At 62.4% G+C, this 21,576-nt stretch carries 21 protein-coding genes and 1 pseudogene; 15 read left to right on the forward strand and 7 right to left on the reverse strand.

Features of this window, described 5'->3' with window-relative positions; translation table 11 throughout:
- The first annotated feature begins 91 nt into the window (after positions 1–91).
- From NKH23_RS09545 to NKH23_RS09560, 4 genes are all read left to right on the forward strand, one after another.
- Positions 92–844: an SDR family NAD(P)-dependent oxidoreductase gene (locus tag NKH23_RS09545; protein WP_352911187.1), complete on the forward strand. Its 753-nt coding sequence runs from the start codon at positions 92–94 to the stop codon at positions 842–844.
- Positions 845–875: 31 nt separating this feature from the next.
- Entirely contained in the window at positions 876–1,475 is a 600-nt protein-coding gene (locus NKH23_RS09550) for an NADPH-dependent F420 reductase (RefSeq protein ID WP_353015237.1), read from the forward strand.
- An 83-nt stretch (positions 1,476–1,558) separates the two neighbouring features.
- Positions 1,559–1,972: a nuclear transport factor 2 family protein gene (locus NKH23_RS09555; protein ID WP_352911184.1), complete on the forward strand. Its 414-nt coding sequence runs from the start codon at positions 1,559–1,561 to the stop codon at positions 1,970–1,972.
- Between the two features lie 108 nt (positions 1,973–2,080).
- Positions 2,081–2,713 carry a class I SAM-dependent methyltransferase gene (locus tag NKH23_RS09560; protein ID WP_353034596.1) on the forward strand — a complete coding sequence of 211 codons (633 nt, stop codon included), beginning with the start codon at positions 2,081–2,083 and terminating at the stop codon, positions 2,711–2,713.
- Positions 2,714–2,947: 234 nt separating this feature from the next.
- Here the strand turns inward: NKH23_RS09560 and NKH23_RS09565 are convergent, their stop codons facing one another.
- Positions 2,948–3,934, reverse strand: a complete 987-nt coding sequence (locus NKH23_RS09565) for a 5'-nucleotidase (protein ID WP_352911178.1) — start codon at positions 3,932–3,934, stop codon at positions 2,948–2,950.
- 363 nt (positions 3,935–4,297) lie between these two features.
- Between NKH23_RS09565 and NKH23_RS09570 the strand changes: the two are divergent.
- The 7 genes and pseudogenes from NKH23_RS09570 to NKH23_RS09600 form a co-directional block, all read left to right on the forward strand.
- Positions 4,298–4,454, forward strand: a pseudogene (locus NKH23_RS09570) (LacI family DNA-binding transcriptional regulator); the annotation flags it as partial.
- A gap of 204 nt (positions 4,455–4,658) precedes the next feature.
- A complete protein-coding gene (locus NKH23_RS09575) occupies positions 4,659–6,068 on the forward strand; it encodes a DUF6600 domain-containing protein (RefSeq protein WP_353034598.1) in 1,410 nt (469 codons plus the stop codon).
- Positions 6,069–6,317: 249 nt separating this feature from the next.
- Positions 6,318–7,367, forward strand: coding sequence for a LacI family DNA-binding transcriptional regulator (locus NKH23_RS09580; RefSeq protein WP_352911173.1), 1,050 nt, complete (start codon positions 6,318–6,320; stop codon positions 7,365–7,367).
- 70 nt (positions 7,368–7,437) lie between these two features.
- On the forward strand, positions 7,438–8,691 hold the full coding sequence (locus NKH23_RS09585; protein ID WP_352911170.1) for an ABC transporter substrate-binding protein: 1,254 nt from the start codon (positions 7,438–7,440) through the stop codon (positions 8,689–8,691).
- Between the two features lie 172 nt (positions 8,692–8,863).
- Positions 8,864–9,790: a carbohydrate ABC transporter permease gene (locus NKH23_RS09590; protein ID WP_352911168.1), complete on the forward strand. Its 927-nt coding sequence runs from the start codon at positions 8,864–8,866 to the stop codon at positions 9,788–9,790.
- Entirely contained in the window at positions 9,790–10,647 is an 858-nt protein-coding gene (locus NKH23_RS09595; protein WP_352911166.1) for a carbohydrate ABC transporter permease, read from the forward strand. The genes NKH23_RS09590 and NKH23_RS09595 overlap by 1 nt, the downstream gene beginning before the upstream one ends.
- A 28-nt stretch (positions 10,648–10,675) precedes the next feature.
- Positions 10,676–12,658 (forward strand): glycoside hydrolase family 127 protein, encoded by a 1,983-nt coding sequence (locus NKH23_RS09600; protein WP_352911164.1) that lies wholly within the window; start codon positions 10,676–10,678, stop codon positions 12,656–12,658.
- Here the strand turns inward: NKH23_RS09600 and NKH23_RS09605 are convergent.
- Positions 12,645–13,391 (reverse strand): gamma-glutamylcyclotransferase, encoded by a 747-nt coding sequence (locus NKH23_RS09605; protein WP_352911162.1) that lies wholly within the window; start codon positions 13,389–13,391, stop codon positions 12,645–12,647. The genes NKH23_RS09600 and NKH23_RS09605 overlap by 14 nt on opposite strands.
- 92 nt (positions 13,392–13,483) lie before the next feature.
- Between NKH23_RS09605 and NKH23_RS09610 the strand changes: the two genes are divergently transcribed.
- Genes NKH23_RS09610 through NKH23_RS09620 form a run of 3 tightly spaced genes read left to right on the forward strand, consistent with a single transcriptional unit; the run spans position 13,484 to position 15,634 of the window.
- A complete protein-coding gene (locus NKH23_RS09610) occupies positions 13,484–13,834 on the forward strand; it encodes a hypothetical protein (RefSeq protein ID WP_353025002.1) in 351 nt (116 codons plus the stop codon).
- Positions 13,835–13,851: 17 nt separating this feature from the next.
- Entirely contained in the window at positions 13,852–15,015 is a 1,164-nt protein-coding gene (locus NKH23_RS09615; protein ID WP_353034600.1) for a putative hexosyltransferase, read from the forward strand.
- Positions 15,002–15,634, forward strand: a complete 633-nt coding sequence (locus tag NKH23_RS09620; protein ID WP_352911155.1) for a hypothetical protein — start codon at positions 15,002–15,004, stop codon at positions 15,632–15,634. Before NKH23_RS09615 ends, NKH23_RS09620 begins: the two co-directional genes overlap by 14 nt.
- Here the strand turns inward: NKH23_RS09620 and NKH23_RS09625 are convergent.
- The 4 genes from NKH23_RS09625 to NKH23_RS09640 form a co-directional block, all read right to left on the reverse strand.
- The gene (locus tag NKH23_RS09625; RefSeq protein WP_353025004.1) at positions 15,631–16,086 is read right to left on the reverse strand and encodes a GtrA family protein; all 456 of its coding nucleotides are present in this window, start codon (positions 16,084–16,086) and stop codon (positions 15,631–15,633) included. The two genes, NKH23_RS09620 and NKH23_RS09625, sit on opposite strands and share 4 nt — an antisense overlap.
- Positions 16,064–16,756 (reverse strand): class I SAM-dependent methyltransferase, encoded by a 693-nt coding sequence (locus NKH23_RS09630; protein WP_352911152.1) that lies wholly within the window; start codon positions 16,754–16,756, stop codon positions 16,064–16,066. Before NKH23_RS09630 ends, NKH23_RS09625 begins: the two co-directional genes overlap by 23 nt.
- A complete protein-coding gene (locus NKH23_RS09635; RefSeq protein WP_352911149.1) occupies positions 16,731–17,771 on the reverse strand; it encodes a glycosyltransferase family 2 protein in 1,041 nt (346 codons plus the stop codon). Before NKH23_RS09635 ends, NKH23_RS09630 begins: the two co-directional genes overlap by 26 nt.
- 477 nt (positions 17,772–18,248) lie before the next feature.
- Positions 18,249–19,631, reverse strand: a complete 1,383-nt coding sequence (locus tag NKH23_RS09640; protein ID WP_352911146.1) for an FAD-binding oxidoreductase — start codon at positions 19,629–19,631, stop codon at positions 18,249–18,251.
- Between the two features lie 226 nt (positions 19,632–19,857).
- On the opposite strand from NKH23_RS09640, the gene NKH23_RS09645 reads away from it, so the two are divergent.
- Positions 19,858–20,865 (forward strand): AraC family transcriptional regulator, encoded by a 1,008-nt coding sequence (locus NKH23_RS09645; protein ID WP_352911144.1) that lies wholly within the window; start codon positions 19,858–19,860, stop codon positions 20,863–20,865.
- A gap of 143 nt (positions 20,866–21,008) precedes the next feature.
- On the opposite strand, the gene efp is transcribed toward NKH23_RS09645, so the two are convergent.
- Positions 21,009–21,575 (reverse strand): elongation factor P, encoded by a 567-nt coding sequence (gene efp, locus NKH23_RS09650; RefSeq protein ID WP_292661679.1) that lies wholly within the window; start codon positions 21,573–21,575, stop codon positions 21,009–21,011.
- Position 21,576: the final 1 nt, after the last annotated feature.

Genomic DNA, 21,576 nt, shown 5'->3' on the forward strand with positions numbered 1-21,576 from the left:
ATTCCGCACTCACCGCCTGACTTCGGCGAACCCATTTTGAGGATCTCGATGAAACCTCACCGTACAGCCAATCAGCGAAAGACAAAAGATTATGAAAGCACTCGAAGGTAAAATCGCAGTCATCACGGGCGGAAGCAGCGGGATCGGGTTAGCGACAGCCAAGCGCTTCGTGGAAGAAGGTGCGCACGTCGTGATCACCGGGCGAAGAGAGAAAGAGCTGAAGGAGGCCGCAGCCTTCATTACGAGAAACGTTACGGCGGTCGTCGGCGACGTGTCGCGCTTGGAAGATCTGGACCACCTCTATGCCATCGTGAAAGAGAAACATGGTCACATCGACATTCTCTTCGCGAACGCGGGCGCAGGGACAATCGCACCGCTCGCGGTCGCTACTGAGGCCCATTTTGACCAGACCTTCGATGTGAACGTGAAGGGTCTGTTCTTTACGGTGCAGAAGGCCCTTCCTCTCTTCAAAGACGGCGGTTCGATTATCCTGAACTCTTCAGTGTCGAACGTGTTGGGGGTTCCAGGGTTTAGCACCTACGCCGCGAGTAAGGCTGCTGTGCGCAACTTTGCGCGCGCTTGGACACTGGAGCTGAAAGACCGCAAAATCCGCGTGAACGCGATGAGCCCCGGGCCAATCGAGACCCCCGCCTTAGAGACAACGACAGGCCTTACCCCCGAGCAAGCCGAGCAAGCGGCCGCCCAGTTTGCGTCACAGATCCCAATGGGTCGCAGGGGAAAGCCAGAGGAAATTGCGGCTGCCGTCACCTTCCTCGCCTCAGATGAAAGTTCTTACATCACCGGCGTGGATCTGGCGGTCGATGGAGGCATGGCGCAGGTCTGACCCGGCGTTAACACAGGATCGGAGAAGCATTATGAGTTACGCACTTATCGGCTTCGGCAAGATCGGTCACGCTCTCGCCAAGGCGTTTGCCCGCAAGGGCATCGAAGTGTCCGTGGCAACCACGCGCGACCCGGAAAGCTTTGCATCCGACGCGGCCGCGATCGGACCCACGATCATCCCCAAAACACTGGCGGAAGCGGTCAAGGCGGACATCATCTTTTTGGCGGTCCGTTTCGAAGCGCACCCGGATGTCGCGAAGGCGCTCCCCAGCTGGCAGGGCAAGACGATCATCGATGTGACCAATGCCTACGGCGTGCCCCCTGAGGAACTGGGAGGACAGCCTTCGTCCAAGTTCGTCGCACAGGCCTTCACTGGCGCAAGACTGGTCAAGGGCTTCAACCATTTGATCGCTGCCACCCTTGACCAAGACCCGGCCGTGCATGGTGGCAGGAGAGTCGTGTTCCTGGCGAGCGACGATGACGCTGCCGCAGCGGAGATTGGTGCGCTCGCGGAAAAGCTCGGTTTCGCGCCGATCAAACTTGGCGGGCTTTCGGAAGGCGGATTGCTAGTCCAGGCGCGCGGAAATAGCTGGGGTCAACTGATCTTCAAGGACTTGGTCAAGTTCGACTGATGAACACGACGTGCCAACCGGCAGGGCCACGATGCACGGATCGGATCGAGCACGATGCGATCCGTGCGAAATGGAGAAGTTCCATGAGCATTGAGAAGAACATCCAGACGGTGAAGGACTTCTTCGCCGCGATCGGCCGCGGCGACAGGGAGGCTCTGCTGGCGCTGGCCGCCGAAGACATCGAGTGGATCATCCCGGGCGAGGACTGGCCGCTGGCCGGAACGCGCCACGGACACGCCGGGATGGCGGATTTGCTTGAGACGGCATCCAAGTCGATAGAAACGTCCACGGAACCCCGGGAGTTCGTAGCGCAAGGAGACCGGGTCCTCGTCGTCGGCTTCGCGAGGGGAAAGATCAAAGCTACGAACAGGACGTTCGAGGACGACTGGATCTTCGCCATCACGGTCCGGGATGGTAGGCTGACCAACATCCGGGAATATGTCGACACGCAAGCACTGGCCCGGGCCTCGCAGATGGACGCGTCCGGGCTCGCGTAGCGCTGGCCCTCTGCGGCCATCGGCTCGGGGTAGACGGTGGATCAGCCGTGGATTGCCCGCCTCGCACGCCGCCCGCTCGTCGAATGCCTAACCGTAAGGGAGATTCCGATGTACGACCAATCCAAGCTATCCGAGTTGATCCGGTTCGCCCGCATCGATGCGGGCTCCACCGTCATCGACGTGTACCCTGGCGACGGAGACTGGACGCGCCTCTTCTCCGACATCGTCGGACCAGAGGGGCGGGTCTACAGCTTCGTGCCGGCCGAGGTCGCCCACTTCAAGAACGATCCGGTCGGCCGCATCCAGACGCTCTCGAAGGAGCCGGGCCGAGGGAACGTCGAGGCCGTCTCGGCGGACCTCGTGGCGATGCCGGAGGTCACGCAGCCAGCGGATGTCCTGTGGTTGCACCTGTTCTACCACGATCTCCACACCGCGCTGATTCAGGCCAGGGGCGCGACGGCGGCCCAGTTCAATCGAGCGGTCTATGAGCGGCTGAAGCCCGGTGGGTCCTACGTCATCGTAGACCACGCCGCCGCCGTCGGGGCGGGCACGAGCGACGCCCAGTCGCTGCATCGTATTGAGCCTGCATCCGTTCGGCAGGAGGTGGAGGCGGCTGGCTTCGTACTGGACGCGGAAAGCACCATCCTCGCGAACAAGGACGATTCGCACTCGATCAAGGTCTTCGATCCCTCGATCAAGGGCGAGACCGATCGCTTCGCCTATCGGTTTTTGAAGATCTGACACTAGGCCACTCGCCAACGATGAGGTCGGCTCTCGCACGGGACGCGGCTTTGACAAATGCGACGACCCATTGTGGGTCGGTTTCGGAACGACCGCTTTACCGCAGAAGTTGGTTGAAACCGGATCGTCCGCTAACGGCCCAATCGAGACGCTCGGGTCATACTCGCCAAGCGTCCGCTCGTGGCGCCTTGTTGACCTTGGACCAAGAGAGACGCGATCTTAAAACACGCCGAGTCAACCTGCCGGTATCACCGGTGCAGCCGGATCGTGCGGTCCAGGAACATGGCCGGCGGGGACCACTGCCGCCGCGCCGAGTACGTGCTTCTCTTGGTCGTCGAAGAAAATGTGCGCACCGAGTGCCTTTAATATAGGTGCTTTCTCACGGCTTCCGACGAAGTGCGCCTCATCGGCAGGTGTCCCCCAAGCCCTCAGCGTGCGAATGACACGCTCGTGGGCAGGGGCGTTCCGAGCCGTGACTAGTGCGATGCGGACCTTGCTTACGTTACCCTCATCCAGGAAAACTCGCCGCAACGCGGACAGCTTATGAAGAAAATTTCCAAACGGGCCGCGCGCCATTGGATTGCTCGCGTTCGCGGTCTCATGAGCTAGGAAGGCGTCCAATCCATCCTCTTTGTAGATCGCGTCGGACTCGGGACCAAACACGACAGCATCGCCGTCGAACGCGACCCGGACCTCGCCCGAGGGCGTTTCGGCACGGTCCTTAGGTGCCAAGCCGAGCCGGGCGGCAGCCGCACCGCCAATTACCGCTCCTTTTACGTCCGCGTCCGCGTTCGAGAGAAATAGGTCGATGCCCCACGCCGGTACAAAGGGCGCAAGCGACCGCCCGCTAGTAAAACTACCCGTCTTAACGACAAGCCCGTGGTGATCGATCGACTTGAAGGCCCGGAGCGAGAGGTCTGGCGAATTCTGCGACAAGAGGATCACCTCGACATAAGGCGCCGCGCCGGGATCGTTCAGCGCGAGTAACCGCTCGACCACCTCGAAGCCGGCGCCCCTGCCGAGGATGACTCCCTCCCGTTCGAGCTGCATAGCGGCATAAGCCTTGACGCCGTACTCCTCGAATATGCGATGCTCTTCCTCCAAGTCAAAAAGCGCGCGCGTAGAGATACCGATGCGGAGAGGGCTAGATCTAAGCGCAGCCGCTGGATCGCGATTTCCCTTGTCGTCCTCGGCCCTAAGCGCGGCATCCATGACTTCCATGTGCGCTAACTCCCGACCTGGGCCCGCCTTGGAGGAACCCCTTTTCACAACTGCGTATTTCAAAGCATTGGAGACGTGTGATTAACTTACCTAAGTCTACTACCACAACTGGGTTGCCATCATCCTATCAGTCAAGCGACTAATCGCCCGCTGCTTGAGGGTTTTCAAACTCCGCGCTGGCCGCGAGCGTCTGTTCTTGGGCGCAAGGCGGTCGTTGACTGGTAACCGCTGCTCGCCTCACCCACCCCACTATACCCGCTTGCATTCCCAGCATTCGCATCTTAACCTCCTCTGGGAAAACCTTTTCTCAGTCCTTCAAGCGTCGCCAACCACCCAAATCGACACGCTACTGGCCTCTCCGTTGCCGGCGTCAGCGTTGCAACCGCCTCAAAAGCGCTTAACGGGCAGGGGCGGATGACTGCCGAGACGCGCGAGCGGATTCGTGAGACGGCGCAGCGGCTGGGTTTTCGCCCGAACAGCCTGGCGCAGAGCCTGTTGCGGCGGCTCCTTTACCGTCGGGCCCGCTGACCAACGACCTATCGCCGCGCCTTCGCCGCGCATTTGTGACGGTCACCGCCCTCATGAAGCAACTCTGATATTTGGTATCATGGTGCGATGCCAAGCCGTTGCCGGAGGGGATGCGGGTAACGTCAGCAAAGTGGAACAATCCGGCAGCCGGCGGGTTTGTAGGATGAAGGGCGATCTGTTTCGGAGGAAGATTACGATGAAACGCGTCCTTGCCCAAATTGCGGTGCGACTGATGCTCGGCGGCGTAACCGCCTGTCTGCTCACGGTCGTCCAAATTCCCAACCCGATCATGCCGTTGTCGCTTGTGTCCGAGGCAAGGGCTGCCACCACCGTTTCGATCAGCACATTCTACGAAGACCTGTCTTCCTATGGTGATTGGGTCTCGTATCACGGAGCGACCGTTTTCGTGCCGGTTGATGTACCTGACGGTTGGCGTCCGTATACCGTTGGACACTGGGCCTATACCGAGCAGTATGGCTGGCTGTGGATATCCGACGAGCCATTCGGCTGGGCGACGTACCATTACGGCCGGTGGGGCTATGCCGACGATATCGGCTGGTACTGGGTTCCGGGCACCCGTTGGGCGCCGGCATGGGTGAGTTGGCGTCGTGACAGGGAGCACATGATTTGGGCTCCGCTGCCGCCGCGCCGCGATCCGGATTTGATTTCAATCGAGGTGACCTTCGACACGACGCCGGATTATTACTGGGTTGTGGTCCCCACCCGCGAATTCCTTGCTGCGGACATTTCTACCGTCGTTATCCGGGATGAGCCGGAGTTTGTGCGCATCGTCGAGGCGGCCGAGCCGGCCGGCGACGTGACGATCCAGAACAATGTGGTGATCAACAAAGTCATTGATGTTGATGTGATCGAGAAGGAGACGAACCAGGAGGTGACTGCCGTCAAGGTCAGCAAGACCGACGCGCCCGAGCAGTCCGGCAAATTGGAAAACGATACGGTCACGGTCTTTCAAGGTGAGGTGAAAGCCGATGCCGATGCCAAACCAGCTAAGCTCAAAGACATCGAGGAGGTGAAGCAGGTTCAGGCTGGCCGCAAATCGAAGCCGACCGAAGGCGCAGCAACGAGCGAACAGGCCGAGCCGGAAAAGACCGCCAAGCCTGAGAAGCCGACGGCCAAGGAGCAGCCCGCCGCCGGGCAGCAGCAGGCTGAGCCCGAGCAGGCGGCCAAGCCTGAGAAGCCGAAGACCAAGAAGCAGCCCGCCACGGAACAGCAGCAGGCTGAGCCCGAACAGACGGCCAAGCCTGAGAAGCCGAAGACCAAGAAGCAGCCCGCCGCCGAGCAGCAGCAGGCCGAGCCGGAACAGGCGGCCAAGCCTAAGAAACCGAAGACCAAGAAGCAGCCCGCCGCCGAGCAGCAGCAGGCCGAGCCCGAACAGACGGCCACGCCTGAGAAGCGGAAGGCCAAGAAGCAGCCCGCTGCCGAGCAGCAGCAGGCTGAGCCGGAGCAGGCTGCCAAGCCTGAGAAGCGGAAGGCCAAGGAGCAGCCAGCGGCCGAGCAGCAGCAGGCCGAGCCCGAGCAGGCGGTCAAGCCCAAGCCACAGAAACAGAAAAACAAGGCGTGCGATCCACAGACTGAGAACTGCTAGCTCTGCGGGTAGACTTCGGCACCGCGATTATTCGATCGCGGTGCCCGTCGTGGACCTAGGGCAGACATTCGCAGTTGCCTGCCCGAACAACCAGGCCATTCCCCCTTGCCATCCCCACATCCTTCGTCCTAATCTCCCTCTGAGAAAACCTTTTCCCAAATCGCCCCGCAGCCGCTGACCCCACCATTCAGCACCCGCAGGGGCCATAAGAGAAAAGCTTTTCTCAATGGGAGGATCGAAATCCAAATCATGGCGTCCGATGCGCAGCCAACGCCCGCCAAACAGCCGGTCACCTTGCGCGAGGTGGCCGCCATTGCCGGCGTCAGCGTCGCCACGGCGTCAAAAGCGCTGAACGGGCAAGGGCGGATGACGGCCGAGACGCGGACCCGTATTCGCGAGACGGCGCAGCGGCTTGGCTTTCGCCCGAACAGCCTGGCGCAGAGCCTGCTGCGGCGGCGCTCCTTTACCGTCGGGCTGTTGACCAACGACACCTATGGCCGCTTTTCGCTGCCGCTGATGGCCGGCGTTTCCGATGCGCTGGTCGATGCCGGCGTCTCGGTGTTCCTGTGCAATGTCGAGGACGACCCGCGCCTTGCCCAGCTGCATGTCGATGCCATGCTCGACAAGCGCGTCGACGGCATCATCGCCACCGGCAAGCGCATCGACCGCCATCTGCCGGTCGACCTCGCCAATCTCGGCATTCCGGCGATCTACGCCTTCACCGAGCCCGATCCCAACGCCATCGCGTTCGTATCCGACGATGCCGGCGGGGCGCGGCTGGCGGTCGAGCACTTTTGCCGCCTCGGGCGGCGGCGCATCGCCCATGTCAGCGGTCCCGCAAGTTTTGCCGTGGTGCACGCGCGGGCGCAGGCCTATCGCGAGGTGCTGGCCGAGAACGGCCTGCCCGTCATGGAGCCGCTGCTCGGCCCGTGGTCGGAAGCCTGGGGGCATGAGGCGGTCAGAAAACTGTTCGACGGCGACGACGGCACGGGCGAAAAGCCCGATGCGGTGTTTTGCGGCAACGACCAGATCGCGCGCGGCGTCATCGACGCTTTGCGCGAGCGCGGTATCGGCGTGCCGGACGAGGTCGGCGTCATCGGCTTCGACAATTGGCAGATCGTCGCCGAGGCGACCCGCCCGCCGCTGACCTCGGTCGATATGAATCTCGCAGCACTTGGCCGCGAGGCCGGCCTTGCCCTGCTTTCGCTCGTCGGCGGCGAACCCGCTTTGCCGGGCATCAGAAAACTGCCGTGCCGGCTGGTGGTGCGTCAGTCATGCGGCCGTCCGCCGGACGGCTGAACGAAACGGGCCGTGTCGATAGTCACCTGCTTGGGGGCGCGGCTAAATTAGAACCATGTGGAGGAGAAGCATGAGAACCACCATTACCGGGCTCGCCATCGCCGCGAGCATTCTGGGCACGCTGGCAACAGCCGGCTCGGCCGCCGCCGACACCGCCAACATCTGGGTTCGCGCCGACGGCTCGAACTTCATGCCGCGCATCGTCGATGCCTTCAACAAGGGGCATCAGAACCAGATCAAGCTCGACATCATCCCCAACGCCGAAATCATCCCGAAATACGGTGCGGCCGCCGCCGGCGGCACGGCGCCCGACGCGCTGTCGCTCGACCTGATCTACACGCCGTCCTTCGCCGCCGCAGGCCAGCTGGAGGACATCACCGACTGGGCGAAATCGCTGCCTTATTTCGCCAGCCTGTCGCCGGCGCATGTCAAGACCGGCACCTATAAGGGCCGCATCTACGGGCTGCCGTTCTCGGCCGATAGCTCGGTGCTGATCTGGAACAAGAAGTTGTTCAAACAGGCCGGCCTCGACCCTGAAAAAGGCCCGACCAACTGGGCCGAGATCGAAGCCGATGCCGAAAAGGTCAACGCGCTCGGCGGCGACATCAAGGGCTTCTATTTCTCCGGCAATTGCGGCGGCTGCAACATCTTCACCTTCACGCCGCTGATCTGGGCCTCGGGCGGCGACATCCTGACGGAGGACGGCTCGAAGGCGACGCTGGACACGCCGCAGATGCGCGGCGCCATCGACCTCTACCGTTCGATGGTCAAGAAGGACCTGGTGCCTTCAGGCGCGCAGACCGACACCGGCTCCAACTTCTTTGCCGCCTTCGCCACCGGCAATATCGGCATCTCGCCCTCCGGCGCTTTCGCCATCGGCGCGCTCAACACGCAATATCCCGATATCGACTACGGCATCACCTTCCTGCCGGGCAAGGATGGCGGCTGGTCGTCGTTTGCCGGCGGCGATAATTTCGTCGTCACCAAAGGCACCACCAAGGTCGCGGTGGTGAAGGAGTTCCTCGACTTCGCTTATTCGCTCGAAGGCCAGACCATCCTGGCGAAATACGGCAGCCTGCCGGTGCGAGGCGACATCGCCAATGAGGCGTTGAAGGACCTCGACCCGCGCTACAAGGTCGCCGCCGAAGCCATGGGCAAGGGCCGCACGCCCTATTCGGTGGTGTTCAACGACCTGATCAACTCGGCCAACGGTCCGTGGAACCAGATGATGAACGAGGTCTTCTTCGGCGAAGACGTCGACGGCGCCATCGCCAATGCGCAGGAGACCATGCAGTCGATCATCGATTCGGCGCCGCAGAAGTAAAGCGCCACCTCCCCCTCGAGGGGAGGTCGGACCGAAGGTCCGGGTGGGGTCGTTGCGGCAGTGCTCGACGCTTTCTTTTCTGTTGGAGCACTTCGCAGGCGACCCCACCCCGGCCTTCGGCCGGACCCTCCCCTCAAGGGGGAGGGGGACGTCCCACCAATGGAAGACCCGCATGACCACCATCACAGCAATCTCCGCCCCGGCGCGCCCCAGAAAACTCGTCGGCGCCGGGCGCCGGCAGTGGATCGGCCTGCTCTATGTCGCGCCGGCCGTCGCTCTTGTCGTCGTCTTCTTCATTGTGCCGCTTTGCATGACCGCCTGGATGTCGCTGCACAACTGGCCGCTGATGGGCGCGCATAGCTTTGTCGGCCTCGACAATTATTGGGCGATCCTGCGCGATACGCGTTTCTGGAACGCGCTGAAGTTCACCGGCTACTACACGGTGGTGGTGACGATCGCGATCTTTGCCGTCGCCTTTCCGCTGGCGCTGTTCATCGAAAGGCCGCGGCAGCTGACCGGCTTCTACCGCACCTCCTTCTTCATGCCGGCCGTCATCGGCTTCGCCTCGGCGAGCCTTTTGTGGTCGTGGCTGCTCAACGTCGATTCCGGCCTGTTCAGCCCGGCCGCTTTCGACCTCGGCCTGACCGAGAAGAAATTCAACCTGCTGGCGACCTTCCAACCGGCCTTCTGGTCGATCATCGCCATGGTGGTGTGGAAGGTGGCGGGCTTCACCATGATCATCCTGATGACCGGGCTGCAGTCGATCCCGCCGGATCTGCAAGAGGCGGCGATGATCGACGGGGCAGGGCCATTCGCGCGTTTCCGCGCCATCACCTTGCCGCTGATGCGCCGCACGCTGGCGCTGGCGCTGATCCTGTCGGTGGCCGGCTCGATCCTCGCCTTCGACCAGTTCTACATCATCCTGCGCGGCGGCCCGCGCAACCAGACGCTGACCGCCGTCTACTGGATCTTCAACCAGTCCTTCGTGTCGTTCAAGCTCGGCTACGGCGCGGCCCTTTCGATGATCCTGCTGGTCATCCTGGTGGCGCTCAGCCTCATCCAGCTGCGGCTGCTGCGCCAGCCAGAGGGGGTCGACTGATGGCGCAGGCAAGGAGCCGCAAACGCCGCATCGGCATGCAGATCGCCGAGCATGCGACCGGCATCACCGCATCCATTCTGTTCCTGGCGCCGATCGCCTGGACTGTGCTTTCGGCCTTCAAGCCGGCGCAGGAGGCGCGCCAGCCGCCGCTGCCGCCCTGGCCGACGACTGGGTTTTCGCTTGAGAACTACGCCACGCTCAACACCTTCGGCGATGGCCTGTGGCTGCCGGCGCAAAACAGCATCTATGTCTCGGTGATGACGGTGGTGCTGTCGGTGATCGTCAGCGTGCTCGCCGGCTACGGTTTTTCGCGCTTCCGCTTTCCGCTGAAGAACCTGCTGTTCGTCGTCATCCTGTCGACGATCATGATCCCGTTCCAGTCGATCCTGACGCCGATCTTCCTGGTGCTGACAAAAATCGGCCTGCACAACACACTGACCGGGCTGGTCTGCGTCTACGTCACGCTGCAGCTGCCGTTCTCGATCTTCATGATGCGCAACGCCTTCGACGCGGTGCCGCGCGAGATCGAGGAGGCCGCGCGCATGGACGGCGCCAACAATGTCACCATGCTGCTCAGGGTGATGCTGCCGCTGGTCTGGCCGGGCATCGTCACCATCGCGCTGTTTGCCTTCCTCGGCGCCTGGAACGAGTTTTTGGCAGCCCTGGTGCTGATGACCGACCAGTCGAAATTCACGCTGCCGATCATGATGACCGCACTGCAGTCCGGCCGCTTCGGCGCCATCGACTGGGGCGCCGTGCAGGCCGGCGTCACCGTCATGATGGTACCGTGCCTGGTGCTCTTCCTGCTGCTGCAGCGCTTCTACATCCGCGGCCTGATGGCAGGGGCCGTCAAGTGACCACAAGAAATCGAACCGGAGTAAATTGATGACCGCATCGCAATCCGCCAGTCAGGGCGCCAAGCCGAAACTCGCCTTCCGCCCGCTGCCGGTGCCGCAGGTCGATGTGCGCGGCTTTTGGGGCGACCGCGTCGATGCAGTCGCGAGCAAAACCGCCGGCATCCTCTACGACCGCTGCGTCGAGGCGCGCATGCTCGAGCAGATCGACCCGGACCGGCCATCGCCCGGCGTCGTCATTCCGTTCCACTCACCCTCACCGGACGAGGCGGCAACCGCCGGCAACGAGTTCACCGGATCGACGGTGACCACGCAGATGTTCTGGGACTCGGACTGGGGCAAGACCATCGAGACCGCCGCCTATTCGCTCTACCGCCGCCGCAACGACGAGCTCGAGAAGAAGATCGACGCCGTCATCGACATGTACGGCAAGCTGCAGCAGCCCGACGGCTATCTGTCGAGCTGGTACCAGCGCATCCAGCCCGGCCTGCGCTGGACCAATCTGCGCGATTGCCACGAGCTCTATTGCGCCGGCCACCTGATCGAAGGCGCGGTCGCCTATTACCAGGCCACGGGCAAGCGCAAGCTGCTCGACATCATGTGCCGCTATGTCGACCATATCGCCGAGACGTTCGGTCCCGAGCCCGGCAAGAAGAAGGGCTATTGCGGCCATGAGGAGATCGAGCTGGCGCTGGTCAAGCTGGCGCGGGTGACGGGCGAGCGCAAATACATGGAGCTTGCCAGATACCTCATCGACCAGCGGGGCCAGCAGCCGCATTATTTCGACGAGGAGGCGCGCGCCCGCGGCGCCGACCCCAAGGCCTATCATTTCAAAACCTACGAATACAACCAGTCGCACAAGCCGGTGCGCGAGCAGGACAAGGTCGTCGGCCACGCGGTGCGTGCGATGTACCTCTATTCGGGCATGGCCGACATCGCCACCGAATATGGCGACGACACGCTGCGGGTGGCGCTCGACCGGTTGTGGGACGATCTCATGACCAAGAACCTCTACGTCACCGGCGGCCTCGGGCCGTCCTCGCACAATGAGGGTTTCACCGCCGATTACGACCTGCCCAACGATACCGCCTATGCCGAGACCTGCGCTTCGGTCGGCCTGGTGTTCTGGGCAAGCCGCATGCTCGGCATGGGTCCCAATGCGCGCTACGCCGACATCATGGAGCGGGCCCTCTACAACGGCTCGATCTCCGGCCTGTCGCTGGACGGCTCGCTGTTCTTCTACGAAAATCCGCTCGAAAGCCGCGGCGCCCACCACCGCTGGAAATGGCACCGCTGCCCGTGCTGCCCGCCCAATGTCGGCCGCATGGTCGCCTCGATCGGCAGCTATTTCTACGGCCTGTCGGACACAGCACTTGCCGTCCATCTCTATGGAAACGGCACGGCTCGTTTCGATATCGCCGGGACGCAAATAGAGCTCACCCAAACCAGCAACTATCCCTGGGACGGCGCGGTCTCGATCTCCGTCGAACCGGAAGCTCCGACCGAGTTCACCTTGCATCTGCGGCTGCCGGCCTGGTGCCGCAAGGCGGCGCTTAAGGTCAATGGCGCCGATGTCCATCTGGATGCTATCACCAGCGACGGCTATGCCGCGATCCGCCGCGAATGGCGCAAGGGCGACCGCGTCGAGCTCGACCTCGAAATGGCCGTCGACCGCCTCTACGCCAATCCGCAGGTGCGGCAGGATATCGGCCGTGTCGCACTGGCACGCGGACCGCTGATCTATTGCGTCGAGGAGACCGACAATTCCAGCCAGCTGCACCGCATCGCCCTGCCGCGAACGGCCGACATCGAGGCGCATCAGCAGCCGAACCTTTTGGGCGGTGTCGTCACGCTTTCGGCGATTGCCAAAAAGGAGGCTTTGGAAAACTGGGAAGAGGGGCTCTACCGCACCGAACCGCCGGCGGTCGAGGAAGCAAAAATCACCGCCGTGCCGTATTTCGCCTGGGACAACCGCGACCCCGGCGAGATGCTGGTCTGGCTCAGGGACGAATGAAGCCCGACGGCGGCGCCCGACCGATCTCCTCGGCCACAAGCTCCTGCAGCTGCCAGAGATTGCGGTCGCGGATGCCGCACGCGTCGAGATGGCGAATGGTCTCGAACAGATATTCGGCGCCTGAACCCCAATGGCCGACGGCCGTGGCCAGGGTCGCCGCTATCGCTCGCTTTTCGAGCTTGCCGGCATAGCGCGGATTGGCGGGATCGACAACGAAACCAAGCGCTTGGCCCATGCCGTCGCCCGTCCTGACCTGCAGCCAGCGCGGCACGTTGACGGCCGGCAGGATGGTCATCTCACGGCGCAGCAGCGCTTCGAGATTGGCCGCCACGGGCTCGGCGATCTCGAACACCATGCCCTGACATTGGCCGCCGCGGTCGAGCGCCATCATCAGGCCGGGCTGCTCGACGGTGCCCCTGAAGCGTTGCACCGTAAAACAAAACGAACGGTGCCAGCCCGTCGCCACGGCCCGTTCGCCACCCCTGACCTCGCCGGCCGGCTTCCACAGCAGCGAACCATAGGCGAACAGCTTCACCGGCCCGGCCGGCGCGCCGGCCAGCACCTCGTCGCGAATGCGCGCGTAATCGGCATCGGTCATGTAGACCATGCCCGGCGTCGGCCCGGCGTCCTCGACCGCCCGCAAGGTGCGGGCGACCAGCGCCTCGGTCAGCGCCATCGGTGACTTGCGCGGCGCCGACCGACGCCGCGATGCGGCGGAAATGACCTTACTCATCCTCATGCTCTCAGCTTTGCCGCCATGTTGCCGAAGGCTGGAGGATTCTCAAGGGCCGAATACACCGGCGCGGTATCGGGATTGGAACCGTCATGTACAACAGCTTGCGCGTCGAATTCCAGCCACGGCACCGCATCGCTCTGCCGCGAACCGCTGAGATCGAGACACACAAGCAGCCGAACCATCTGGGCGGCGGCGTCACGTTTTCGGCAATTGCCAAAGAGGAGGCTTTCGAAAACTGGGAAGAGGGGTTCTACCGCACTGAACCGCGGGCTGTGGAGGAAGCGAAAGTCACCGCCGTGTCGTATTTCGCCTGGGACAACCGCGACCCCGGCGAGAGCTGGTCTGGCTCAGTGACGCCGGATAGGCGGTATCGCCAATTTGAGCCGCGCGCACGGCTTGAATTCGCCGGGGGGCGCGTCATAGTGGCGCCTGCCATTTGAACGGGTGGAGGCAGATTTTGGCGCTCGAAGCTGTCGCGCGTCCGAACGCCGGTCGCCGCTTTGTTGCGGTAGCCGTCGTCGCGGTGCCGTTGGCGTTCGTCGTCAGTGGGCTGGCCATTCGCTATGCCGCATTTGCTTCGGTTTCGGCAGAACCCGGCTTCGCGGCCTATGCCCAGGCGCTCTGCCGCTGGGATTGCGCGTGGTATGTCGGCATTTCCGAACACGGCTATGAGCGCTTTCCCATTCCAGGCCAGAGCAATGTCGGACGCTGGGGCTTCTTCCCGCTCTATCCGATGCTGGTGGCGGCCATCCGGTCTGTTTTCCCTTTCCCGACCATCCTGGTCGCATCGATCACATCGATTGCGTGCAGCTATGCCGCCTGCCTGGTGGCGTGGCCACTGCTCGAGAAGAACATGCGCGCTTATGTGCTGTATTGCGCCTTCCTGCTCAGCGGCCCGTTCTCCTATCACTTCACGACTTTCCTGACCGAACCTCTTTTCGTGCTCCTGACTTCGTGCGTTTTTCTGGCGCTCAAACGCTCCAGCTATCTGGCTGCTGGACTGTCATCGGCTCTCCTGTCGGCAACCAGGCTCGTCGGAGTGCTTGTTGTATTCGCGACCGTCATTCAGATGTTCAGGGATTACCGCGCAAAGGGCGGGCCGACGCTGTCGTTCCCGCGTTGGCTGCTTGGCCGACCGGATCTGCTCGTCGCGATCTTCATCTCGCCTGCCGGTCTATTCGCCTACGTCCTGTTCCTCCATCTGACCCTCGGCGACGGCTTTGCCTTCCTGCATGTCCAGCGCGCGTTTGGACGGGTGGCGGGCAATCCGCTCGCTTTTGTATGGGATGGGCTCTCGGTCCTTCCGACAACTAGATGGCTGCCTACGGCGCCGCAATGGAGCGCGCTCGCCGCACTCATAGGACTGGCGCTATCGGCGGTTCTGGCGGTTCGCAGGCAGTATGGCGCCGCGTTGTTCTGCGCCTGCTGCATCATCCTGCCGCTGATCACGAACCTGGCGTCGATGGTCAGATACGTCGTCGGGCTTGCGCCTCTGACAATGTTGCTAGCCATGCTGCTGTCCGTGTCGAAGCTGACTTATCTCGCGGCTCTGGGCCTCTTCCTAAGCGCCTGTTATTTCATGACCGTGGCATGGATCGGAGGCTATCTTGCCCTGGTCTAGCTTTCCGGAGCCATATCGGCGCTCCGCCTCGTTCGGCGGCTACGCGCTGGCGGCGGTTCTGGCGGGAACAGAAACCGTCATTCTTGCGCTTGCTCTTAATCCGAATGTCAACGCCGATTATCGCGCCTATTACATTGACCGGACGACGACCTGCCTCAATCGCGATGCGGTCGGCAGCTATACCCTAGGCGAGACGGTGTCGTTCCGGTCCGACGGCGCCAAAAAGGCAGCCGGCATGAGGGTCTGCGGCTGGTCGGGGCCCGTTGCCGACGGCACCCATTCCCTGGGCGAGACCTCGCGGCTTCGCCTGAAGATACCGCCGCTCCGCGACAGCGTGACGGCCACGCTGCAAATGGCCGCCGTCATTCGCCCGCCGCAGGTCACGCAGCGGGTTATGATTTCGGTGAATGGCGTTCGGGTGCATGCGGTGACGCTGTCCGGCAAAGAGCCGCGAACGGTCTCGTTCGTCGTTCCAACGGCGGCCCTCGCCGAGGCCAGGATACTCGATGTCGCCTTCAACTACCTCGACGGCATTCCGCCAAGTCCGGCCGCCAGCAACATCTACAAGCGCGCCATCAAATTGTTGTCGTTCCGGCTCGATCCTATTGAGCCGGGTTAGGGCAGGCGATCGCGTTGCTTGCCGGGTCTTCGCTGCGCAAAAACCCAGCGATCGAGCACGAGAAAATTGACCGCCGGAACAAGCAAGCATGTAACCAGAATGGCAATGATCGGCGGCAGGCCGAGTTTGGCCGTCAAAAGCGCCGGCGCCGCGTAGGCGACGGCGAAGCCTGTCGCCGTCAGCAAGAAAAAACGCGGAGCTTCCGATCGATGCGATCCGCTCGACGCGAAGGTCACGAACTTATGCGCGAGATAAGAAAACAGGGCGGCTGCGGTGTAAGCCGCGAGCGAGGCACCGACCGGCGAGAGGCCGAACCGTTGCCATTTTACCAAAGCGGTGGCCATCACTGCATAAAGGATCGTTGCGGCGATGCCGACCGACCCGAAGCGCGCCAGCAGCCTCAGCCCGGCGTCGCTGGTCGAACGGCCCTCAGACATGCGCACTGCACGCATACTGCGCTCCAAGCGGCAAAGGCGCGAATACCCGCTCGACCCTTCTGGCCAAGGGCTTTGCCGACGGCAGCAGCAGGAAATGCTCGGATCGGATGTCTGTGAAGCCGGCCTGCTGAAACAGGTACGCTGCGTTGGCGGAGTTGAGCAGGACCGCGTCGTGGTCGAACGGACACCGGAACACAGCAAGGCGCGTCAGTGGATTATAGGGATTGTGCTCGATGATGCAGGCGACGCCGCCCGGCCGCACGACGCGCCGCATTTCTAGGAAGAAATCGAGCCAGGAGGAGGACGGAACGTGATGGACGACGCAACTGGCGAAAGCCAGATCGAACGCGCCATCCTCGTAGGGCAGGCTCGGCGTGGTACAGGCCCTGTAGGTCACACCTGGATTGTCCTTGCCGGCGCGCAAAATTGATTGCTCCGACACGTCGCAACCATCGAGGCTGTCGAAAGCGCCGTCGAGGTGGGGGTGGAGCGAACCGACGCCGCAGCCAACATCCAGCGCTCTTACAGCCGACCCACCCTCCCGAAGCTTTCGCTCGAAGACCAGACGCCGCAGCAGATCCGCCTTGGCGACAAGGAAGAAGTCGTGGCTGAGTCCGGAAAACCGGATGGACCCTTCGACCGCCTCGCCATAGTGGGATTTATAGCTGTCGAAGAGTTCGGCCATTGGCGGGGACTCCACTCCTGGGCTTGTGAAATGACCGGCGGCGCTCACCGGAGCCGGCACGCATCGCCTCGTCGAAGCCGGTGAGCCGATCGATCACATAAAGCGGGCGGCGTTTCACCTCGGCATGGATGCTGCCGACGTAGAGTCCGACCACGCCGGTCATGAAAAGATTGATCCCGCACAGGAGCGACACGATCACCACCGTGGATGTCCACCCGGCAATGATACCGGTTTCAAAAAACCAGGCAAAGATGGCGTAAGCGCCAAAGGCCCCCGCAAGCGCGGAAATGGCCAATCCGCCCCAGAGCGCCAGGCGCAACGGCTTCTCGGAGAAGCTGACGATGCCGTGAACTGCGAGGTGCATCATTTTCCAGAATGGGTATTTGGTCTGGCCCAGGGTTCGCGCGGGGCGCTCAAATGGCACAGCCGTCTGCTTGAAGCCCATCCAGCCGAACATGCCCCTGACGAAGCGGTCATGTTCAGGCATACGCTTGAAGGTTTCCAGCGCCTTGCGGCCGACCAAGCGGAAGTCACCGACGTCGCGCGGAATATCGACCGAGGTCATTTGCTCCAGCAGTCGATAGAATAGACTTGCCGTAAAGACCTTGAACCAGGATTCGCCCTCGCGCTTGACTCGGCGAGCATAGACGATCTCAAAGCCTTCCTTCCACTTAGCCACCAGATCGAGAACGACTTCCGGCGGGTCTTGCAGGTCGGCATCCATGACGATGACGGCATCGCCCGCAGCGGCGTCCATACCGGCGGTAATCGCCACCTGGTGGCCGAAATTGCGGGAAAATTCGATCAGCCGAAAGCGCGGCTCGGCGGCGACCACTTTTTGAAGGTATTCGACGCTTCCATCGACGCTTCCGTCATCGACGAAGATGGCCTCCGTTTCGCCGTCCAGCCTGCCGATAAGCGAACTGATGCGCTCGATAAGCCGAGGCAGCACCTGTTCTTCATTGTATATGGGCAAGACCAGCGAATAGCGCGGCGGTGACCTGTTCACCGTCATTCCAGCCCCTTGGACCACAGACTCTCGCATGCGGTTGAAAATGGAACGCAAGCTACAAAGTTCCAAGGTCACTTAAGAAACTGCTAATTTAGCTAATTCTGAAGGGGATACCGGTCCTCGAGGAGGACTGAAGGGTGTCGTGGTGACGTCGGACGTCCGCATCGAAGCGTGGAATTATCGGTAGGCTGCCGGCGCGATCGGCCTGAAGGGAAGCAGCCGCTGAGGCATAACCCTTTGACCGCATTGCCTCTCCCGGACTTGCCGGTTGAAGCAGCGCTACGGGTGACCTGAGCGTGCGGCCGACCGCTTTTGCTGCATGTCAGACGTGGCTCATGGAACATGGTCGCCGAGCCCGGCCGAGTATCGCGCTTGCAAGGCCGGCGAGCGTCCTGACCGGCAACCTATCGTACCGGGCTGGGCCTAAGCTGGCCGCAGCCGGTACGACACAACGCTTTGCCGGCCTGACGAGGACCGCCGTCAAGCAGCAGGCCGGATGTTTTGGTTCACCCGGAAGAGGTTGTTCGGGTCGTATGTCTTCTTCAGCGAGGCCAGGCGCTCGTAGTTATCGCCATAAGCCGCCTTGAGCCGTCCCTCACCCTCGTCATCCATCATGAAGTTCAGGTAGGCGCCACCCAGATCGAACGGATGCACGGCTTCCCAGTAGGCCTTGGTCCAGCGCGTCACCGGCCCCGCTTTCTGTGGGTCCGGATCGATCCCGGCGATGACCATCGACCAGGTCGCATCACGGTAATTCCAGGGTGTCTCGTCCTTGCCGACGCGATGGACCGCGCCGTCGATCGGATAGAGATGCATGAGCGATAGCTCGCTCGGTGTTTTCGCCGCCTGCTTGAGATGAGCGTCGATCGCCTCGTCGGACAACGTCTTGACGAAATCGCCCCGCCAATACCACTGCATCCCCTTCGGGTAGAGCCCATCGAACATGCTCTGCACCGCGGGATAGGGCATCGTTCCCATCCAATTGAACCAGGGCGCGGGCAGCGCATCGAGCAGCGGAGCCAGCGCCTCTCTGCCCTTTTCCTCAGGGCCGTTGTAGCAGCACATCAGCAGACACATCCGCTTTCCCCAAAACTCTTCCGGGAACGGTGCGCTCGACAGGATGGTCTTGAGCCCGAGAAAGATCCCGAGTTCTTCGGGCGCGTTCGGCAGGAACTCGCGATAATGATGCATGATGGTACGGGCGTGGCGCTGATCCCATGCGATCGGCCCCGCAAAGACCATGCTGACCTGGTGGAGCTTGAACACGAAGCTGGTGACGATGCCGAAATTGCCGCCGCCGCCGCGAAGCGCCCAGAACAGGTTGGGGTTTCGCTCCTTGCTGGCTGTGACGAAGCTTCCGTCGGCAAGCACGACATCGGCCTCGACCAGATTGTCGATGGTCAGGCCATATTTGCGCGTCAGATAGCCATGGCCGCCGCTCAGGGTCAGTCCGGCGACCCCGGTGGTCGAGATGATGCCCGCCGGTACGGCCAGGCCAAAGGCATGGGTGGCATGGTCGAGGTCGCCCTGAGTGCAACCCGGGCCTACCCGCGCCGTACGGGAATCCGGATCGACGCGCACGCCGTTCATCGCCGACAGGTCGATCACCAGACCGTCGTCGCAGCTCCCCAATCCTGGTCCGTTATGGCCGCCGCCACGTACCGCAACCAGCAAATTGTTGTCGCGGCCGAAATTCACCGCTGTGATCACGTCGGCGACGTCGACACAGCGGGCGATGATCAGCGGCCGCTTGTCGATCATGCCGTTGTAGAGCTTGCGGGCCTCGTCATAGCTGGCGTCGCCGGCGCGGATGACTTCGCCCCGCAGGCTTGCTGCGAATTTGGTGATGTCTTCATCGTTCATGACATTCCTCCCTGTTATTGGACCTGTCGGCCGGCCGACGAAACGCTAGTCCCGTCCGCTGCTCCCGCAAATGTCACATCGTCCATTTCTGTTGCCCGATCGTTCAGACTAGGATTAGACCGGATGGGTAGTTGCTCGGGCGGCTGTATTGCCGGATAGTTCGAGATGCCTGGCCGAAAACCTCGTTGTCAAAGGGAGTAGCCGATCGTTTCCGGAGGTGTAGTGCATGGATGTCCTTTCCGATGTGCTCCGAGCCGTTCGCCTCACCGGTGCGATCTATTTCGACGTCGACGCTAGCTCTCCCTGGGTCGGCGAGTCGCCGGGCACGGCCGACATTGCCGCCGCCATCATGCCGGAGGCAGAGCACATCATTTCTTTTCATGCCGTGATGTCGGGCTCGTGCTGGGCCGCGCTGGGAGACGATTCGGTGCCCCCGGTGCTCGTGAACGCCGGTGATGTCGTTGTCTTCCCCGGTGGTGTTCCGAATGTGTTGAGCTCCTCGCCCGGGGCACGGGGCGAACCCAATATGGCGATGTATTATCGACCGATAGACGAGAGCCTGCCGTTCGCGGTGATCCATGGTGGCGGCGGAGACGAGCGGACCCGGTTCATTTGCGGGTATCTTGGCTGCGATGCACGTCCCTTTAATCCTCTCCTCGCCGCATTGCCGGCCATCCTGTGTGCCCGCAAGCCCGCCGATGGAAGCAGCTGGGTTATCGACCTTTTTCGGCTGGCGCTGGCCGAAGGTGGCAGTGGGCGGGCGGGCTGTGAAACGATCCTCGCCAAGCTGAGCGAGCTGATGTTTGTCGAGATCATCCGCCGCCATCTCGAGACCCTCCCCAACGATTCGCGCGGCTGGCTGTCAGGCCTACGGGATCCACATGTCGGCGAGGCGCTCCGGCTCATCCACGCTCGCCCCAGAGAGGAATGGACATTGGACCGGCTCGCCCGCGAAGTAGGGCTCTCGCGCACAGCATTTGCGAGCCGCTTTACCCACTATGTCGAGGTCTCGCCCATGCACTATCTTGCTCGCTGGCGTCTGCAACTGGCAGGACGTTTGCTCGAACGGCCCGAAATGAGCATCGCGCAAGCGGGTGCCGAGGTCGGCTACGAGTCGGAAGCCGCCTTCAATCGCGCCTTCAAAAAGTTCGTCGGCATTCCACCTGGCACCTGGCGAAAGGGACGGTCGGCGTTGCTCGAGGCTCAGAGATTGCCCGCTGGCACCGTCCAATAGGAAAGAATTGGCAGGGCGTTGACGCTTCAGTTTGCGTGCCGCGTCGATATCGTCCCAGAATTCGAAACCCGCTGCTGGCACAAAGCGGTAGACGATGACCGGCCGCCTCGACGCTTTCGGCGAGGCGTTTCAGGCTTCGCGCCTCAATCCTTCGCGCGCTCGACATAGGCGGCATCGGCCGTCATCACCACCACGCGGGTGCCGGCGCTGATGTGTGGCGGCACCAGGGTGCGCACGCCGTTGGACAGCGTTGCCGGCTTGTAGGATGACGACGCCGTCTGGCCCTTGGTCACCGGCTCGGTCTCGACCACCTCGAACGTGGCGCGCTGCGGCAGCACCAGCGAGATGGCGATGTTGTTGTATTGCGAGATCTGTACCGGCATGCCTTCCACCAGATAAGGCGCCATGTCGCCGACCACACTTTCCGGCACCGCGACCTGATCGTAGGTCTCCGGGTTCATGAAGTGAAAGCCTTCGCCGTCGCGGTAAAGGAACGTGTGCTCGCGTTCTTCGACATAGGCGCGCTCGACCTGCTCGGTGGTGCGGTAACGCTCGGAAACCTTTACCCCGTCGGAGATACGCCGCATGTCGAGCTGGGTGACCGGCGTACCCTTGCCAGGATGAATGTTTTCGGCAAAGAGGATCACATAGAGCTTGCCGTCCTTTTCGACGACGTTGCCTTTGCGTAAGGAGCTGGCGATGACCTTCACG

Origin of the sequence: Mesorhizobium sp. M1328, from assembly GCF_040318075.1 — a bacterium.
Taxonomy (GTDB): domain Bacteria; phylum Pseudomonadota; class Alphaproteobacteria; order Rhizobiales; family Rhizobiaceae; genus Mesorhizobium.

Coding starts and splice junctions, on each gene's coding strand:
- NKH23_RS09545 (WP_352911187.1), top strand. CDS start 92: ATGAAAGCACTCGAAGGTAAAATCGCAGTCATCACGGGCGGAAGCAGC.
- NKH23_RS09550 (WP_353015237.1), top strand. CDS start 876: ATGAGTTACGCACTTATCGGCTTCGGCAAGATCGGTCACGCTCTCGCC.
- NKH23_RS09555 (WP_352911184.1), top strand. CDS start 1,559: ATGAGCATTGAGAAGAACATCCAGACGGTGAAGGACTTCTTCGCCGCG.
- NKH23_RS09560 (WP_353034596.1), top strand. CDS start 2,081: ATGTACGACCAATCCAAGCTATCCGAGTTGATCCGGTTCGCCCGCATC.
- NKH23_RS09565 (WP_352911178.1), bottom strand. CDS start 3,934: ATGGAAGTCATGGATGCCGCGCTTAGGGCCGAGGACGACAAGGGAAAT.
- NKH23_RS09575 (WP_353034598.1), top strand. CDS start 4,659: ATGAAACGCGTCCTTGCCCAAATTGCGGTGCGACTGATGCTCGGCGGC.
- NKH23_RS09580 (WP_352911173.1), top strand. CDS start 6,318: ATGGCGTCCGATGCGCAGCCAACGCCCGCCAAACAGCCGGTCACCTTG.
- NKH23_RS09585 (WP_352911170.1), top strand. CDS start 7,438: ATGAGAACCACCATTACCGGGCTCGCCATCGCCGCGAGCATTCTGGGC.
- NKH23_RS09590 (WP_352911168.1), top strand. CDS start 8,864: ATGACCACCATCACAGCAATCTCCGCCCCGGCGCGCCCCAGAAAACTC.
- NKH23_RS09595 (WP_352911166.1), top strand. CDS start 9,790: ATGGCGCAGGCAAGGAGCCGCAAACGCCGCATCGGCATGCAGATCGCC.
- NKH23_RS09600 (WP_352911164.1), top strand. CDS start 10,676: ATGACCGCATCGCAATCCGCCAGTCAGGGCGCCAAGCCGAAACTCGCC.
- NKH23_RS09605 (WP_352911162.1), bottom strand. CDS start 13,391: ATGAGTAAGGTCATTTCCGCCGCATCGCGGCGTCGGTCGGCGCCGCGC.
- NKH23_RS09610 (WP_353025002.1), top strand. CDS start 13,484: ATGTACAACAGCTTGCGCGTCGAATTCCAGCCACGGCACCGCATCGCT.
- NKH23_RS09625 (WP_353025004.1), bottom strand. CDS start 16,086: ATGCGTGCAGTGCGCATGTCTGAGGGCCGTTCGACCAGCGACGCCGGG.
- NKH23_RS09630 (WP_352911152.1), bottom strand. CDS start 16,756: ATGGCCGAACTCTTCGACAGCTATAAATCCCACTATGGCGAGGCGGTC.
- NKH23_RS09635 (WP_352911149.1), bottom strand. CDS start 17,771: ATGACGGTGAACAGGTCACCGCCGCGCTATTCGCTGGTCTTGCCCATA.
- NKH23_RS09640 (WP_352911146.1), bottom strand. CDS start 19,631: ATGAACGATGAAGACATCACCAAATTCGCAGCAAGCCTGCGGGGCGAA.
- NKH23_RS09645 (WP_352911144.1), top strand. CDS start 19,858: ATGGATGTCCTTTCCGATGTGCTCCGAGCCGTTCGCCTCACCGGTGCG.